The 17,209-nt window shown below is 55.5% G+C and carries 15 protein-coding genes; 12 read left to right on the forward strand and 3 right to left on the reverse strand.

Translation table 11 applies throughout. The features are described from left to right. Window positions 1-37: 37 nt before the first annotated feature. From BXY66_RS02015 to BXY66_RS02055, 9 genes are all read left to right on the forward strand, one after another. A complete protein-coding gene (locus BXY66_RS02015) occupies window positions 38-769 on the forward strand; it encodes a GntR family transcriptional regulator (protein ID WP_207911280.1) in 732 nt (243 codons plus the stop codon). A 28-nt stretch (window positions 770-797) separates the two neighbouring features. After that, a complete protein-coding gene (locus BXY66_RS02020) occupies window positions 798-1,898 on the forward strand; it encodes an isocitrate/isopropylmalate dehydrogenase family protein (protein ID WP_132858508.1) in 1,101 nt (366 codons plus the stop codon). A 1-nt stretch (window position 1,899) separates the two neighbouring features. Continuing rightward, window positions 1,900-3,165: a 3-oxo-tetronate kinase gene (gene otnK, locus BXY66_RS02025; RefSeq protein WP_132858509.1), complete on the forward strand. Its 1,266-nt coding sequence runs from the start codon at window positions 1,900-1,902 to the stop codon at window positions 3,163-3,165. Further along, complete coding sequence (gene otnC, locus BXY66_RS02030; protein WP_132858510.1) at window positions 3,162-3,800, forward strand: 3-oxo-tetronate 4-phosphate decarboxylase; 639 nt, start codon at window positions 3,162-3,164, stop codon at window positions 3,798-3,800. The genes otnK and otnC overlap by 4 nt, the downstream gene beginning before the upstream one ends. 3 nt (window positions 3,801-3,803) lie before the next feature. After that, window positions 3,804-4,832, forward strand: coding sequence for a Gfo/Idh/MocA family protein (locus BXY66_RS02035; RefSeq protein ID WP_132858511.1), 1,029 nt, complete (start codon window positions 3,804-3,806; stop codon window positions 4,830-4,832). 10 nt (window positions 4,833-4,842) lie between these two features. After that, window positions 4,843-5,139, forward strand: a complete 297-nt coding sequence (locus BXY66_RS02040) for a putative quinol monooxygenase (protein ID WP_132858512.1) — start codon at window positions 4,843-4,845, stop codon at window positions 5,137-5,139. Between the two features lie 210 nt (window positions 5,140-5,349). Next, a complete protein-coding gene (locus tag BXY66_RS02045; RefSeq protein ID WP_132858513.1) occupies window positions 5,350-6,375 on the forward strand; it encodes a TRAP transporter substrate-binding protein in 1,026 nt (341 codons plus the stop codon). Window positions 6,376-6,481: 106 nt separating this feature from the next. Then, a complete protein-coding gene (locus BXY66_RS02050) occupies window positions 6,482-7,045 on the forward strand; it encodes a TRAP transporter small permease subunit (RefSeq protein WP_132858514.1) in 564 nt (187 codons plus the stop codon). 2 nt (window positions 7,046-7,047) lie between these two features. After that, window positions 7,048-8,508: a TRAP transporter large permease gene (locus BXY66_RS02055; protein WP_132858515.1), complete on the forward strand. Its 1,461-nt coding sequence runs from the start codon at window positions 7,048-7,050 to the stop codon at window positions 8,506-8,508. 36 nt (window positions 8,509-8,544) lie between these two features. Here the strand turns inward: BXY66_RS02055 and BXY66_RS02060 are convergent, their stop codons facing one another. Continuing rightward, window positions 8,545-9,471 (reverse strand): LysR substrate-binding domain-containing protein, encoded by a 927-nt coding sequence (locus BXY66_RS02060; protein WP_132858516.1) that lies wholly within the window; start codon window positions 9,469-9,471, stop codon window positions 8,545-8,547. Window positions 9,472-9,563: 92 nt separating this feature from the next. On the opposite strand from BXY66_RS02060, the gene BXY66_RS02065 reads away from it, so the two are divergent. From BXY66_RS02065 to BXY66_RS02075, 3 genes are all read left to right on the forward strand, one after another. Continuing rightward, window positions 9,564-11,084, forward strand: coding sequence for a trimethylamine methyltransferase family protein (locus tag BXY66_RS02065; protein ID WP_132858517.1), 1,521 nt, complete (start codon window positions 9,564-9,566; stop codon window positions 11,082-11,084). A gap of 156 nt (window positions 11,085-11,240) precedes the next feature. Beyond that, complete coding sequence (locus tag BXY66_RS02070) at window positions 11,241-13,685, forward strand: GcvT family protein (protein ID WP_132858518.1); 2,445 nt, start codon at window positions 11,241-11,243, stop codon at window positions 13,683-13,685. Between the two features lie 139 nt (window positions 13,686-13,824). Further along, a complete protein-coding gene (locus BXY66_RS02075; protein WP_132858519.1) occupies window positions 13,825-15,183 on the forward strand; it encodes a hypothetical protein in 1,359 nt (452 codons plus the stop codon). Window positions 15,184-15,343: 160 nt separating this feature from the next. Here BXY66_RS02075 and BXY66_RS02080 read toward each other — a convergent pair whose 3' ends face one another. Beyond that, window positions 15,344-16,402 carry an ABC transporter ATP-binding protein gene (locus BXY66_RS02080; RefSeq protein ID WP_132858520.1) on the reverse strand — a complete coding sequence of 353 codons (1,059 nt, stop codon included), beginning with the start codon at window positions 16,400-16,402 and terminating at the stop codon, window positions 15,344-15,346. Continuing rightward, window positions 16,399-17,190: an IclR family transcriptional regulator gene (locus tag BXY66_RS02085; protein WP_132858521.1), complete on the reverse strand. Its 792-nt coding sequence runs from the start codon at window positions 17,188-17,190 to the stop codon at window positions 16,399-16,401. The genes BXY66_RS02080 and BXY66_RS02085 overlap by 4 nt, the downstream gene beginning before the upstream one ends. Window positions 17,191-17,209 lie beyond the last annotated feature (19 nt).

The raw sequence follows: 17,209 nt of genomic DNA on the forward strand, positions 1-17,209 counted from the left end.
CATTGTCAGGTCCGGTCTTTACTTAAAGAATTTGATAATGTATACATTAAAGTATGCGCTGGCGGTGCGTCGCTGCGGAAGCCTTTGGGGTACGTCTAAAAAGATGTCTGAGAAAACAACACGTGTTGGTGACGCATATACGCGGCTGAAGGAGGATATTCGCTCAAACCTGATGCCGCCAGGATACCAGGCGCCAGAACCAGAGATTGCGGAACGTCTTGGAATGAGCCGGACGCCAGTACGTGAGGCGTTAATCCGGCTGGAGGCTGAAGGTCTGGTGGAATTGATCCCACGCCGAGGCGCAAGGGTTTTGCCGATCAAAGCTGAAGACATGAAGGAAATTTATCAGATATTGACCGCTCTTGAGCCGGACGCCGCTGCGAATCTCGCCGCTCGAAATCCGAGTGAGGAGGAGCTTGCGCCACTACGCCAAGCGACGGATGAAATGGCAGAAGCGCTGGAAGCGGGTGACCTTGATAGTTGGGCTGCCGCTGACGACCGTTTCCACATCACGTTGCTAGAGCTTCATGGCAACAAACGCATGCAAGCTTTTGTAAGCGCGTTGTTTGACCAAGCACACCGGGCACGGATCGTGACTCTTCGGTTACGTGAGGCGCCCGTCAGGTCAACGAAAGAACATCGGGAAATCTTAGATCGTTTGGCCGCTGGCGACGTCGAAGGCACACGTAGCGTGTTCCGGCAACACCGGGAGCGGGCTGCGGGAGAACTTTTGAAACTATTGGAAAACTACCGGCTGCCACAACTGTAGCCGCGAAAACGGAAGAGACTGGAAAAGAATGACTCACCCCCTGCGAGTCGCCCTTATCAGAGGCGATGGAATCGGAATTGATGTGGCAAATGCAGCGATTGCGGTTGTGGACGCGTCACTGGCGCGTGTAGGTGCGCCGGCTTTGGAATATGACGACATCGATGCTGGTGCCGGCTATTTCGCAGAGACAGGTCTCGACATCGAGCCAGGTGGTGAGGAGCGTGCAGGCGAAGCTGATGCGATTTTTCTTGGGGCCATAGGCCTCCCAGCCATACGGCACGAAGATGGCACTGAGATTTCACCCCATCTCCGGCTTCGGGACCGTTTTCAGCTATACGCAGGCGTACGCCCGGTTAAAGCCTATCCAAATGCGCCGCAAAGGCTCGCGGACCCACGTGCCGCAAATCTAGATATGGTCATTTTGCGGGAAAGTACCGAAGGGCTCTTTTATTCCGCTGCCGTTCACGGCCGGTTTGTGGCCAGTGGAGATGAGGAGGTGCGGGAGACCCTGCGGATTTCGCGAGCCACCACGGAAAAGCTGCATAGATTTGCATTCAAGCTGGCGGAGCGCCGAAAGGCGAGGGGTAAATCAGCGCGGTTGACTTGCGTTGACAAAGCTAACGTTTTTGCCTCGATGGCGTTCTTTCGCAAAATTTTCGATGAGACCAAGGCCGAGTACCCGGAGATCGCGGTTGGTTACAATTACGTGGACGCCATGGCGCTCGATCTGGTTCGGAAACCGTGGGAGTTCGACGTCATGGTCATGGAAAATATGTTTGGTGACATCCTAAGTGACCTGGCCGGCGGGCTGGTCGGCGGAATGGGTATGGCAGCCTGTGGTGAAATCGGCGACCACACCGGCCTGTTCCAACCAGCACACGGGTCTGCGCCGGACATCATGGGACAGGATAAAGCCAATCCGCTAGCCGCAATTCTTAGCGGAGCAATGATGTTGGACTACCTTTCAGATAAGAGCGGCGACAAAAAGCTGGAGGCAGCGGCAGAACTTATTGAACGCGCGGTGGATGCGGGGTTTGGGGAAAACGCTCTGCGTCCGATGGAGTTCGGCGGTGATATGGGCACGGAGGCAGTGACCGCCGAACTCTTGCGCCGCGTGGAGGCAGGCTGAGATGGGGATTCTGCTCGGCGCCATTGCTGATGATTTTACTGGTGCGACCGATCTTGCGAACACGCTAGTTAAAGAAGGGATGAAGGTGGTGCAAACCATCGGCGTGCCAAAAGACGATGCCTACACTGAAGGTGTGGATGCAGTTGTTGTAGCGTTGAAAACCCGAACTGCGCCAGTTAATGAAGCTGTCGAGCTGTCGCTCGCCGCGCTTCGCTGGCTACAGGCACACGGCGCACAGCAAGTTGTGTTCAAGTATTGCTCAACCTTTGACAGCACCAAACAAGGTAACATCGGTCCGGTCGCGGATGCTTTGCGGGCGGCTATGGGGGCGGGATGCTCCATCGTCTGCCCTGCCTTCCCTGAAAACGAGCGAACAATCTATCAAGGGCACCTGTTTGTGGGTGGGGTGCCGCTTCATGAGAGTTCCATGAAGGACCATCCGTTGACGCCAATGCGAGACAGCAGCTTGATCCGGCTGATGTCGCAACAATCAAGGGCCGAGGTCGGGTTGGTACCGCATAAGACCGTCGCAAAAGGCGCAGATGCCGTGTCGCACGCGATCAAAGCGTTAGAAACGGCAGGAAATGGATACGCTGTGGTGGATGCTTTGTCGGATGACGACCTCAGGATCATTGGGGATGCCGCGCGCGATCATAAATTGGTGACGGGTGGGTCCGGCGTGGCGACCGGCCTGCCAGAAAATTTTCGTAAAAAGGGCCTCCTCGGCTCGACAACCGAGACAGATACACCACGGGTAAAGGGGCGAGAACTGGTGCTGGCGGGGAGTTGCTCGACGGCCACCCGTCAACAAATCGCGCTTGCCAAAGAGAAGTGGCCAACGCGCAAAATTGTCGTAGATCGTATTGCCAAAGGCGAGGACGTCGCTGGGGACCTCGCAGAGTGGGCGCTTGCGCAACACGACGAAGCACCAGTGCTGATATATGCATCCGCTGATCCGGAGGAAGTCCGCGAAATTCAGTCGGTTTATGGCGTTGAGCGTGCTGGAGCAATGGTGGAACAGGTGATGGGGGCATTGGCTGTGCGCTTGAATGCTTCCGGTTTTAGCCGCCTGGTTGTTGCCGGTGGAGAAACTTCCGGCGCCGTAGTTTCTGCCTTGGGTGTCGGATCCCTCCGCATTGGACCGGAGATCGCGCCAGGTGTTCCGTGGTCGCAGAGTATTGGAACTCGGCCTCTGGCGCTGGCACTTAAATCCGGCAACTTTGGCGGACCTGATTTTTTTGAAGAAGCTTTCGCGGTGATAAGATGAACGAGAGCAAAAAAAGAGAAGAGTTTTGCCAAATGGCGGCGTCGCTCTACGCGCGCGGGCTTACAGCCGGATCTTCTGGTAATATCTCCGTACGTATTGAGGATGGCTGGTTGATGACACCGACGGGCTCGACCATGGGAACGCTGGATCCTGCGCGGCTGTCCAAACTGGACAACAAAGGAGAGTACGTTTCTGGCGACAAGCCAACCAAGGAAACTTTCCTTCATATGGCGATGTACCGCCAGCGCCCCAAGGCGGGAGCCGTCGTCCACCTGCACTCGACCTACGCAGTCGCGGTCAGCTGTATGGCCGGGTTAGACCCGGAAAACGTTCTGCCGCCTCTTACCGCTTACCACGCGATGCGAATAGGTGAGTTGCCGTTGGTGCCTTACATCCCGCCTGGAGACCCGGCATTGGGTGAGGCCGTAGAGGCGGCTGCCAAAGATCATCATGCGGTTCTTCTCGCGAACCACGGTCCTGTGGTCGCAGGAAAATCCCTCCCGGACGCAATATTCGCGAGCGAAGAACTGGAGGAGACAGCAAAACTCTTTTTGATCCTGCAAGGTGTACCGACGGCGCCACTCTCTGAAGAGCAGGCTGCGGAAATTGCAAAACGCTATCCGGTTGGGTGCTGAGACATGCCCGGATTAACCGTCGCCGTACTTGGGTTGGGATACTTCAGCCAGTTTCACCTCAAAGCTTGGAGTGAGGACCCTCGGGTTTCAAGGATTGTTGCTACGGACCTGTCCGAAGATCGGCGGCGGTGGGCGGCCCATGTGTTTGACATAGAGGTTTATCAGACTCTAACTGAAACGCTTGAGTCGGCAGATGTCGACATAGTCGACATCGTTGCGCCGCCTCCCGCGCACGCGGCGCTTGTAGAGGCTTGCTTGTCGTCAGGCCGGATCATTGTGTGCCAAAAGCCATTCTGCACGTCGATTGAAGAGGCCGAGTCGGTCGTTTCCAAGGCTGCAGACATTGGAGCATCCGTTGTTATTCACGAGAATTTCCGGTTCCAGCCGTGGCACAGGACAATCAAGCTTTTCCTCGACGAAGGCCGTATGGGCACAGTTTTTCAATGCCGTTTCAACCTTCGACCGGGAGACGGTCGCGGAAAGGATGCATATCTGTCTCGCCAGCCGGCATTTCGCGAAATGCCGCGCCTTTTGATACATGAGACCGGTGTGCACTTCATCGACCTATTCCGTTGGTTGTTCGGAGAGATTTCGGAAGTCTACGCTGACCTCCTGCAAATAAACTCGGTTCTAAAGGGAGAGGACGCTGGCGAGATGCGGCTGACCCATGAAAACGGGGTGCGGAGTGTGTTCGACGGGAACCGGTTGATGGACCACGTTACGGATAACGCTCGCCGCACGATGGGCGAGATGTGGATCGAAGGAGAAAAAGGCACACTCAGGCTTGATGGCAGCGGGCAGGTACATTTCCGACCCTTTGGCGCGAAAAGTGAAACTCTAGTGCCGTTGGTTGAAGATATCGACGAAGAGTCTTTCGGCGGTGGTTGTGTTGCTTGTCTGTGCAATCACGTTTCTGCGGCGGCAACAGGGGAGGGCGTGCTCGAAAACGAAGCGCGAGACTACCTCGAAGTGATCAGGGTCACAGAGGCCGCATATCAAAGCGATGCCACTGGGCAGAGAGTTAAACTTTAAGGGGCAGACCATGTTTGTTGTTTGTGTGACATTCGGCGTAAAACAGGGGGCGATGGACCAGTTCATGCCCTTGATGCTGGCTCAGGCAAAAAACTCTCTGACGAGGGAGCCGGAGTGTTTCCGGTTTGATGTCTGTTCAGGCGGATCGTCAGACAACGAGGTCTTTCTCTACGAGATATATGCAAGCAAAGCCGCTTTTCAGGCGCATCTTGCGAGCGAACACTTTATTGAATTCGACGCAGCTGTGAGCGACTTGATCGCGGAAAAGTCTGTGTCGACCTATGGCGAAATCTCCGTAGGTACATAACCCCGGGCACATTCCGCCTGTTCGTAACCCCGTTTGGTATTTTGCCTTTCGGGGCCAAAAAGGCTTTCTGAAACTGAGGCGTGATCGCGCTGTTTTCCCTTGTTTTTCAGGAAAAAACTCACATTCAAGCGATTGACTCATTTAAAAAATTCAATAACGTATACATTGTTGTCGCCGTTAAATGGCGAGAAGCACTATGGGAGGAGCAAAATGAAAAAGCTTATTGCAGCGGCCGCGCTATCGGTCGTCGCCACGTCGGCGCTTGCCGACAAGGTCACACTCAATATGCCGTCGACGTTTCCGGGGTCTCTGATCCAGTTGGGTCAGGCCGGCGTTAAACTGCAGGATACATTGAACCTGATTTCGGGTGGGGACATCGAGGTTGAGTTCTTCGAACCCAACGCGCTCGTGCCGCCGCTGGAAATCTATGACAACGTTTCCAACGGTTCGATCGATGCCGGTTGGTCGGTTCCTGGCTACTGGGGATCGAAGAACTCTGCGTATAATTTGTTTGCAGCGGTTCCGTTTGGCCCGTCGGCGGGGGAATACCTTGCTTGGCACTGGTATGGCGGCGGTGAAGAGATGATGAATGAAATCTACAACCGCGACGGAATTCAGTCGCTGGTGTGTGGTATCATCGCACCGGAAGCTTCGGGGTGGTTCCGCAAGGAAATAAAAACAGCTGAAGATCTGAAAGGGCTGAAGATGCGCTTCTTTGGTCTTGGCGCTAAGGTCATGCAGAAGCTAGGCGTTGACACGCAGTTGCTTGCAGGTGGCGATATCTATCCTGCACTGGAGCGAGGCACAATTGATGCGACAGAGTTCTCGATGCCTGCGATCGACCAAAACCTCGGGTTCTACAATATCGCAAAGCACTACTATTTCCCAGGCTGGCATCAGCAGTCTACCGTTCAGGAACTGCTGATTTCCAAGGCCAAGTGGGACAGCATGGATGACCGTCAGCGCGGTCTTATCCAGACTGCGTGTAAAGCCAATGTTGCCAATCAGTTGGCAGAGGGTGAAGCCATTCAAGGCAAAGCACTGGCTGACATGAAAGAGCAGGGCGTGACCATCCACAAGTGGAATGACGAAATGCTCGGAACTTTCAAAGCGGCTTGGGAAGAGGTCGTGGCCGAGGAAGCCGCAGCAAACCCTGACTTCCAGAAAGTTTGGGACAGCATGCAGGAATTCCGCGCGGAATACGCTGTCTGGAGCGATCTCGGCTACCTGAAATAAGGGGCCCTGCCGGCTCGGTGCTACTCATCGGGCCGGCACAACAAAACGCTGCGCTGAAAGCAATCACTCACATCTGTACAGCGCGCTGAATAGAAGGAATTGAACCGTGCAAAGCCTATTGGGTCTCAGCCGGCGGATTGATCGCTTGCTGGGCTTTTTTGCGTCAATCGGGGGGTGGCTTGGCTTCGCCTTGGTGGTCGTGGTCTGTTATGACGTGATCACGCGATATTTCGGAGTGCCAAAGCCTGCGGGCCTTAACTCCACCATGATCCAGGAATTCGAGTACTGGCTCCACTCAGGCCTCATTGTCTTTGCGCTGGGATACGCGTTTGTTCGCAACGCCCACGTGCGTATCGACCTAGTGCGGGACAATTTCTCCAACAAAACCAAGCATCTGGTGGACGCAATCGGAATATGCGTCGCCTTGCTGCCTTATTCAGTGATCGGGTTTTGGCTCAGCTGGCCTTTTGTGAAGCAGTCCTTTGTATCCGGCGAAATATCGAAATCACAAACCGGTCTAAGCAACCTTTGGGTCGTTAAGGCCGGCTTGTTGTCATTGTTCCTACTTTTGTTCCTGGCAGGAGTTTCACAACTGATCAAAGCCATTGCCGGATACCGTGGAAAACTCACCCTGGCTGAAGAAGAAAAACTACTAAGTGGGGGACATTGAACATGGCTGAATATCTCCCATTGTTTATGTTCGCGGCACTTGGCGTTTTGCTGTTCTCCGGTTTCCCTGTGGCTTTCATTCTTGGGGGCGTCGGGCTTGGGTTCGCTTTCATTGGCATGATTTTAGGCGAGTTTCAGTTTATCTTTCTAAAGCTTCTGCCGAGCCGAATTTTTGGCGGTATCATGGAAAACTTGATCCTGACGGCGATCCCGATGTTCATCTTTATGGGAACGATGTTGGAACGCTCCGGTATTGCGCGCGATCTGCTCAATTGCTTGCAGGTTTTGTTGCGTAAGGTTCCTGGTGGGCTGGCTCTGGCTGTGACGTTAATGGGCACCATTCTGGCAGCAACGACGGGCATTATTGGCGCGTCTGTCATCATGATGAGCTTGTTGGCCTTGCCGGTTATGATCGAACGCAATTACAACCACGAACTTGCGACCGGAACCATTGCTGCATCGGGTACACTGGGTATCCTGATCCCGCCGTCTATCATGTTGGTAATCATGGCGGACTTGCTTTCTAGATCGGTCGGGAACTTGTTTGTCGCAGCGGTGTTTCCCGGATTGATCCTTGCAGGTCTTTACGTCGCTTACATCGTCATTCGTTGCACCATCAATCCCAGTCTCGCTCCACGATTGGAGGCCAACATTGGTCCGCAAAGTTGGGGGGGAACCATCGTTATGGTTCTGCGCAGTTTCGTACCGCCTGTGGTGCTCATCGCGATGGTGCTGGGCTCAATTCTAGGAGGTTTGGCAACTCCGACAGAGGCTGCCGGGGTCGGCGCAATGGGTGCTTTGCTGCTTGGATTCATCAACCTCGTACTGTTGCCGTCCTTGGGCGTGAAGGAGTTCGTGCTGGACACACCGGATGCCGTGGATCTGGATGATCACTCTGTTGGCGGCGGTTTCAGAAGTGAGCTTTCTCACTATTGGAATGTGGTCAAGGGTGTTGTGGATGCGACCACCATGACCAACGCAATGATCTTTGGAATCTTTGTTGGGGCGACGCTTTTTAGCTATGTTTTCCGGCGCTTAGGTGGTGATGACCTCGTGATCGAGTTCGTGAACCACATGGGGTTCGGGCCTTGGGGGCTTTTGTTCCTGATCCTAGGCATCGTATTTATCCTCGGATTCTTTTTTGATTGGATCGAAATCACATTGATCGTGCTGCCTGTGTTCGCGCCGATCATTTCGCAGTTGGATTTCGGCGACCACGTTGGCAAGTTCGAGGTAACATACTGGTTTGCGATCCTTCTGGCGGTGAACCTCCAGACTTCGTTCTTAACTCCACCTTTCGGGTTTGCCCTATTCTATATGAAAGCGGTGGCGCCGAAGGAGGTGAAGATACAGGAAATCTATCGTGGGATCATTCCATTCGTATTGCTTCAGCTTATCGGGCTGGCTCTGGTGATCACCTTCCCGGATATCGCTTTGTGGCTCCCGAGGGTGTTGCTTAACTAAAAAACAATCAGCAGAGGGCCGCATTGAGCGGCCCTCTCATTTTTCGCCGGACTGGTCCGGAAAGTCGGAGACGGAAATGATCCAATCCCGTACCTGAATTGCATGTGGGGCCAGCTTTTTGTTCGCCGACCAGACAAGGTAGAATGCGTTTCCGGTCCGCCATGCCCACTCCTGCTTTGCCACCAACAACTTGCGTTCCATCAGATCACGCACGACGTGTTCCCAGCCAAACGCAAAGCCCTCTCCGGAAATGGCTGCTTGCAGCACAAGAGCGTAGTCATTGAGCCGAAGACCGGCCACGATGTTGCGGTCCCTGATGTCATGATGGGCAAACCAGTCGGCCCAAGTGGGCCGTTCGCGGATCGGCTCTTCGAGATGAATCAGGCGTTCGTTCATCAAGTTTGGAATTGAACGCAGGTTGCGGGCGGCTGCCATGACCTGTGGGGAAGCGACGGGGAAGATGACTTCGTCGGCGATTTTCGAGGCATGACAGCCTGGCCAGTTGCCATTGCCTAGGCGTATGCCAAGGCTGATGTTTTCCATGTCCAGATCCGGCTCACGATCGCTGATTTGCAGGCGTAGATCGATTGTCGGGTGTAGATCGTGCAGTTTTTGTAGGCGGGGCACCATCCAGTAGTAGGAAAAGGCGGACGAGCTATTCAGTGTGACGTGATCTTCACGTCCCATTTGGCGAACCGAGTGAACGGAGCGCTCTATATCGTCGAGTGCACGTGAAACATCTGAAAACAAACGATTTCCTGCTGTGGTAAGCTCTACCTTGCGATGCCCGCGGACGAATAGTGTGACGCCAAGCGCCTCCTCAAGCTGTTTTATCGCAGCGCTGACAGAGGGTTGCTGCATGTTCAGCTCAGTAGCCGCGCGTGTGAAGCTGCCGTGCTTGGCGGCGGCGGTGAAGATCACCAGATTTCGGGGCGAATTGATTTGTGTCCAGATGCTTGCCATAGGCTGTGTCTACTCAAAGCATAGAATTTTTCAAGGATCACCTGCGTTTGGACTGTGACTATCAATGGATAGACCTAAGAAAAGGTGTTTCCATGGCCCGACGCTCGCGCCGATCAACCGAAGCCCGTATGACCTTGCCAGCGGCCCCATTCGTCAAGAGGGCATTGCCGTTTTTCGATCCTATGGATGATGAGCAAATCGCCGCTATGGAAACCCAGGTAGACTGGATTCTGGAGAATGTCGGGATCGCGTTTCGGGATGATCCTGAGGCATTGGAGATATTCAAGTCGGCCGGCATCACACCGGAAGGAGAGTTCGGAGATCTGGTCAAGGCGGATGCGCAGTGGGTGCGCGCCCAATGCGCAAAGGCGCCAAGCGAGTTTGTGCAACACGCACGCAATCCGGCGCGTTCGGTCACAATTGGCGGAAACAATCAGGTGTTTGCTCCGATTTATGGAGCGCCGTTTGTGCGTGATCTGGAAAGTGGGCGGAGGTATGCGAAATTCGAGGATTTCGAGCAGCTCGTGAAGCTGGCCTACATGCATCCGAACCTGCATCACACGGGTTTGGTGATTGCAGAACCGACCGATATTCCGGTTTCGAAACGCCACCTGGACATGGTGCTGGCGCATATGACGCTGTCGGATAAACCGCACCTCGGGGCGATCACGGAAATGGAGCGCGCCCAGGACAGTGTCGATATGGCGGAGATTCTGCATGGCGCTGACTTCATGGAGAAAAACTGCGTCATCATGGGGAACGTCAACACCAATTCACCGCTATTGGTGGACAAAGTCGTGACGCAGGCCGTGCGGGTTTATTGCGGACGCGGGCAGGGCATCGTTGTCGTGCCTTTCATCCTTTCGGGGGCAATGGGACCGGTCAGCACAGCAGCGAGTGTGGCGCAGGCAATGGCCGAAGCAATGATGGTTTGTGCCTTTGCGCAGCTTGTCAGGCCCGGCGCGCCATTCGTGCTTGGAAATTTCCTGTCGTCGATGTCGCTGAAATCCGGAGCGCCGACTTTCGGGATGCCGGAGCCGGTGATGTCGAACTATGCAGTGGCACAGCTTTCGCGCCGGCTGGGTTTACCGTTGCGTTGTGGCGGGTCTCTGACGGCCAGCAAAATCGAAGATGCGCAGGCGGCATATGAAAGCGCGGATAGCATGCACTCCACCATGCTGGCAGGCGCGAATTTTGTATTGCATTCAGCAGGATGGCTCGAGGGCGGTCTTTGTACCGGATTTGAAAAGCTGATCATGGATGCGGACAGGCTCGGCAGCTATCAGAAGGTGCTGTCACAAGGGCTTGATGTGTCCAACGAGGCGATGGCTAGGGACGCTTACGGTGAGGTCGGACCGGGGGGGCATTTCCTCGGGTGCGGACACACGATGCGCAACTATCAAACTGCGTTTTATGAACCGGCGCTGAGTGACAGTGAGAATGTCGAAAGTTGGGAGGAAGGCGGATCGCTCGATATGCGGGCGCGGGCCTTTGCCAAGTGGCGTTCAATGTTGGAGCAATACGAGGCGCCAGCGATGGACGTGGCCAAGAGGGAAGCGCTGGAGGCCTACGTTGCGCGGCGCAAGGAAGAGCTTCCGGATGCCTGGTATTGAGGAGTGTTGCATTGGCTGTGCCTATGCAAATCGGATGCTGATCGCGGATTGTGCCGTGTCGGCAAAGCGTCTGCAAAACGTCGGTATAGCGTCGGTATCAGTGTCGGTTCCGGGGCAACAAACATGAACAGGTCTTAAAGAACGGGGAGGGCTGAGATGCCTGAAGTCATCAAAGAGGGCGCGCAAGGCAAACAGCTGCCAAGTCACGCCAAAGTGGTCATCATTGGCGGCGGAGTCGTGGGCTGCTCGATCCTGTTTCATCTGGCAAAGTTCGGTTGGAAGGATGCGGTCTTGCTCGAACGTGACGAATTGACGTCAGGGTCGAGTTGGCACGCGGCCGGGCAAATTCACACAATCAGTTCCGATCCAAATATCTCGCGCCTTCAGAGCTACACCATCGGTCTTTACAAAGAGATCGAAGAATTGTCGGGGCATTCGGTTGGGCTGCACATGACAGGCGGCTTCTATCTTGCGTCAAACAAGACTTGGCACGACTACCTCAAACGAGAACGTTCCAAGGCGCGTTATATGGGGCTTCAGCAAGAATGGATCAGCCCCAAGGAATTGGCGGAACGCCATCCCTTGATCGATCCAAAGCACTACTATGCGGCGTTGTGGGATGATCAGGACGGTGATCTAGATCCAAGCGGAACGACTTATGCCTTTGCCAAGGCAGCGCGCACTTTTGGGGCGCAGTATTTCACTCATACACCCGCAACCAAAACCGAGCAGCGCGCGGACGGCTCATGGGATGTGACAACGCCCAAGGGAGTGATTATCGCCGAGCACGTGGTGAACTGTGGCGGGCTTTGGGCGCGCGAGGTGGGGCACATGGGCGGGCTGAACCTGCCGGTGCAACCAATGGAGCACCACTATCTGATCACCGAGAAGATCGATGAAATTGCCAATTTCGGCTCCCGGCTTCCATGCGGGATAGACTACGAGGCCAACATCTATTTCCGGCAGGAGCGCGAGGGGATGTTGTTGGGAACCTACGAACCAGTAGGCGTGCCGTGGAAAGTCGACGGAACGCCGTGGACGTTTGGCCATGAGCTTTTGCCGCCAAATCTCGAGCATATCGCGGATCGGCTCGAACTGGGTTTTGAGCGTATTCCGGCGTTGGCGAACGCGGGGATCAAGGACGCAATCAACGGGCCGTTCACATTCGGGCCTGACGGCAACCCGATGATCGGGCCCGTACCGGGTATGACCAATTATTGGTGTGCTGTCGGCGTTATGGCTGGTTTCTGTCAGGGCGGAGGCGTTGGTCTCACCATGGCGGAGTGGATGATCGACGGGGAGCCGTCGATTGATGTCTGGGCCATGGACGTTGCACGCTTTGGAAAATGGGCAACGCCGGATTGGGGTACCGTGAAATCGACGGAGAATTATGAACGCCGGTTTGTGATGACCTTCCCGAACGAAACCCTGCCGAAGGGTCGCAGGCAGCAGACCACCGCGCTGTATGACCGATTGGTCGCCAAAGGTGGCAGAATGGGGCAGTCCTTTGGGTTGGAGCATGTGCTTTGGTTCGCGGACGGTCCCGAAGACGCGCATGAGGACCCGACGTTCGAGCGCAACCGGAGCCACGACTATGTGGCCCGAGAATGCGCAGCCGTGCGTTCAGGGGTTGGTGGCATTGAGGTGGCGAACTTTGCCAAGCATGTCATCAAGGGGCCTGGTGCCCGCGATTGGCTGAACACGACGATGGCAGGGTTTATTCCCAAGCCGGGACGGATGACGTTGACGCCGATGTTGACGGAAAAAGGGCGGCTATATGGGGATTTGACTGTGGCCTGTCTGGGAGAGGAGCATTTCATGCTGTTCGGATCAGGGGCCATGCAGGACGCCCATTCGCGCTTTTTCGCCAAGACATTGCCCGAGGATGTGGAACACACCAACGAGACCGAAAGCTGGCACGGGATCGCTTTGTCCGGCCCGAAGTCGCGCGAGTTGCTCAGCCGGATTACGCGGGAGGATGTGTCTGCTGACGGGATGAAGTTCCGGGATTGTCGTCAAACCTATGTCGGCGGAGTTCCGGTTGTGCTGAACAGGATTAGCTTTTCAGGGGAACTTGGCTTTGAAATCTACTGCCGCCCGCAATACCTGATCCGCCTTGCCGAAGCGATTGAAGAGGCCGGGGCCGATCTGGGGTATTGCTGGTATGGCAACCGCGCGTTGATGAGTTTGCGGCTCGAAAAGGGATGGGGCGCATGGGGGCTCGAATTCCGGCCGGACTTCAACGCCGTTGAGGCGGGAATGGACGTCTTCATAAACTGGAAAAAGGACTTTGTAGGCAAAGCAGCGACGGAAGCGGCGCGGGACGAGGGCGTGGGCCGCAAGCTGGTGACGCTGGTGATCGATACCGAGATCGACGTGACGCTGGATGAGGCCGTTTTGGTAGACGGTGCGGCCATCGGGTATATCACGTCAGGCGGTTACGCGCACCACGTGGGCAAATCCATGGCGATGGCGTATGTGGCCAGCGAACATGCAGCCGCAGGCACGGTTCTTGATGTCGAAATCCTTGGTGAAATGAAACGCGCGGAAGTCCAGGGCGCGCCGGTCTATGATGCCAACGGTGCAAACATGCGCGCCTAAACCGTCGTTTTACCTTTTATATCTGGCAGAGCTATTTGGCTCTGCCATTTTTTGACTTATTTTGAACTCAATTTTTAATAGGGTATTGGTTAATATTTTTTCTACTTTTGAGGGAGCCGCCTGAGCGCAGGCGGATGTATTGGGTGACAAGATGATTTTGGCGGCTTTGATCGGATTGGGATTATTATCCGGTGCAGCGGTGTGGAGTTTGGTCGATGACGACGACGATTCTCCTGACGGAAGGGAAGAAGCTGATGAGCCTGAAGTCTCGGATGCGCCGGACATCTTAGATGAACCGGAAGAACCTGAAATTCCAAAAGAGCCTGAAACACCAGAGGAGCCCGACCTTGGTGCATCGGTCATCGAAAACGAAGATGGGTCAGTAACTGTCGAGTTGGGCGAAGACGAAACCGGATCGCTCGTAGCATTGAAATTGGCGTCTGAGTATTACGTAGGGAGCGGTTCCGGACACGGGACGGCCAATAGTTTTAGCCTTACGTTGTATCTGGTTCCGGAAGGCGTCGAGTTTCCTGACAGCCGTGATGGCCTGCCCGAAGATGGCAGCGGGTCTCGCTTCTATACAATCGATGACCTTGAAGAGATTTACGATATGCAGGAATTGGCGAGTTGGGATTTGGGACAGGAAGGTCACAATCCCGAGCCTTGGGCGGATGGCGTCGGTCCGGTTTCAATGTGGGACAGCCGTGCGGAAGCGGTGGACATAGTCACGGATGCGCCGATTTCGATTTTCGAACTTGAAGAGGAAGGCGATTTTATTGGCGCGATCGCTGTTTCCGACGATCTTGACTATCTGGATGATGAGACCGTTCGGGTACACTCTTTTGACTGGTCCAGTGATAACGTGACAGATGTGCCCGTGGGGGGCACATTCGTGGGCACCGCGGCGGATGACGTCATCTTGGTGAATGCAGCGCAGGTTGGAGAAATCACGATAGATGCTGGTGAAGGTGATGACACGATCACTGTCGGGGCCGCACAGAACGTCAGCGGTGGCGTGGACGCACTTGGGGCGCTTCAAGAAGATGGAGCGGATGTTATTCAGTTGAACCTTACAGCATATCAAGCTCCAGAGAGTCCGTCCGAATTTCAGGAGAACGCCGGTGTGATCGACTTTCAGGATGTGGATGACAGTCTGACCATCGTGGTTCCGGACCGTTCAGACGGGCCGGTATTCCTGATCCGCGTTGAAGAAGATCAAGAGGACGCCGGAAATGTGTATCGCTCGACGACATATTTCGTCGTGCAGGGGCCAGCCGGCAGCGAAGACGACGTTTCGGCGGATGATTTGGAGGATTGGTACGAGAATTCGGCCGTCAATCCGCATGGCTTGCGCGTGATGAGTGTGCTTGACCTTGGCGAGGCCACTGGAATCCTTGATGCGGGTGGATCCGTAACATGGGCGCAGAACACGCTGAATGATGCACCAGACATCACATTCACGGCCGCGCTTGCCGGCGAGGTCACCATCGCGGCGTAAGGGCCGGTGTTTTTTGAAACTCTAAATGCAAGAAGGCCCGCCGTTCTGGCGGGCCTTTCCTTTCGACTTCTGCCGATCGGAGTCCGTCTTTGATCTGGAAGATCATGGGGTGATCGTGAACCAGGATCCTTTGGAGGGACGGGCGCCGGGAAGTCCCGTGTCACCGAAGGCGCAGGCCTGTGTCGCTGTCAAACAGGAACAGTCGTTCGGTTGCAACCTGAAGTCCTACTTTTTCACCTTCAGGGCTCCGCGAGTCGCCACGTTCTTCTACAATCAGTTGCTCTCCGCCTCCTGTCGTGAGGTAGCAATAGCTTACGCCACCGAGGGCCTCGGTCAGGTTGATGGTCAGTTCGTCCGCATCGTGGTTGAGTTCGATGTGCTCCGGACGCATGCCAACGGTGACTTTGGACATGCCTTCGGGCAATTTGACGGGTGATGTTTGCGGTGCGCCGAAAGCGGGGTGCACCAATTTCCCATCGACCACGTCGCACTCAAGGAAATTCATGGACGGCGAGCCGATGAAGCCGGCTACGAATTTGTTGTCCGGGTTGCGGTACAGATCGAGTGGTGCCCCGACTTGTTCGATGCGCCCATCCCGCAGCACGACGATCTTGTCGGCCATGGTCATGGCTTCGACCTGATCGTGGGTCACGTAGATCATCGTGGCGCCGATCTCTTGGTGGAGGCGGGAGATTTCCACGCGCATTTCGACACGCAGTTCGGCGTCCAAGTTGGACAGAGGTTCGTCAAAAAGGAAGACTTCGGGGCCGCGCACAATGGCACGTCCGATGGCGACGCGTTGACGTTGCCCCCCGGAAAGCGCCTTGGGTTTGCGGGCGAGGTATTGATCCAGTTTCAGGATCGAGCTGGCCTTGGCGACCTTTTCCTCGATCTCTTCCTTCGGGTGGCCGTTCATACGCAGGCCGAAACCCATGTTTTCGGCCACTGTCATGTGCGGATAGAGCGCGTAAGTCTGGAACACCATTGCCACTCCGCGTTTGGCGGGGTCGACGTGGGTCACATCACGTTGGCCAATATTGATGCTGCCTTCGGTTGTTTCTTCGAGGCCCGCAATCATGCGCAAAAGCGTGGACTTGCCGCAGCCCGACGGGCCGACAAAAACGCAAAACTCGCCGTCTTCGATTTCAAGGTCGATGCCGTGGATAACCTGGGTTTCGCCATAGCGTTTGATGGCCCCTTGCAGCGTTACACCTGTCATGTCGTTACCTTTTCCGTTCGTGTTTCCGGGAACCGCCAAGCTTGCGCTTCGCGCCCAATGCGGGTCGCGGTGTCGATCACGCGCGGGGCCCAGTCTTCGAGTTGTTCAAGTGAGGTCCGGCTGGTGGGGCCGGTGACCGAAAGCGCGCCAAGCATACGGCCGTTTTCGGTCAGGATCGGCACAGCCACGCAGACGATGCCGGGTTCGTGTTCTTCGCGGTCAAAACCGTAGCCGCGCGCGCGGATATTGGCGAGTTCGTCGCGCAGGTCCGATTCAGAGGCCAATGTGGTTGGTGTAAACCGGTGGAAGCTTTGCTGCTGAATTGTTCGATCTAATTCAGCCTCGTCTAGAAAGGCCATCATCGCCTTGCCAACACCAGTGCAATAGGCGGGGCCAACCTTGCCGGCCTGTGAATACATCTCGACGGGTTGGCGCGCGTTTCGCTTGTCCACATAGAGGACCTGCGACGAATCGAGCTGTGCGAGGTGCACGGTTTCGCCTGTTTCCGCGCTCAACGCATCCAGATGTGGACGCGCGATCGGGGCCAGAGACGACGTTGTCCATGCCGCATGCGCCAACCGCACGAGGCGCATTCCAAGGGAATACGTTTGGCGGTCGGAATCGTAGGACAGCATGCCCTGATTGGTCAGGGTTTGCAGGAATCGGTAGAGCGTCGCCTTGGGGTAGGCGCTGTGGTCCTGCAATTCGCCAAAGCGCACCGGCCGCTCGAATGCAGCGACCTGGTCAAGCACATCAAGTGCTTTGCCGACTGTTCCGTCCCCTGACATGGGTGAGTTTTCTCCTCCG

Origin of the sequence: Shimia isoporae (assembly GCF_004346865.1) — a bacterium.
GTDB classification, from domain to species: domain Bacteria; phylum Pseudomonadota; class Alphaproteobacteria; order Rhodobacterales; family Rhodobacteraceae; genus Shimia; species Shimia isoporae.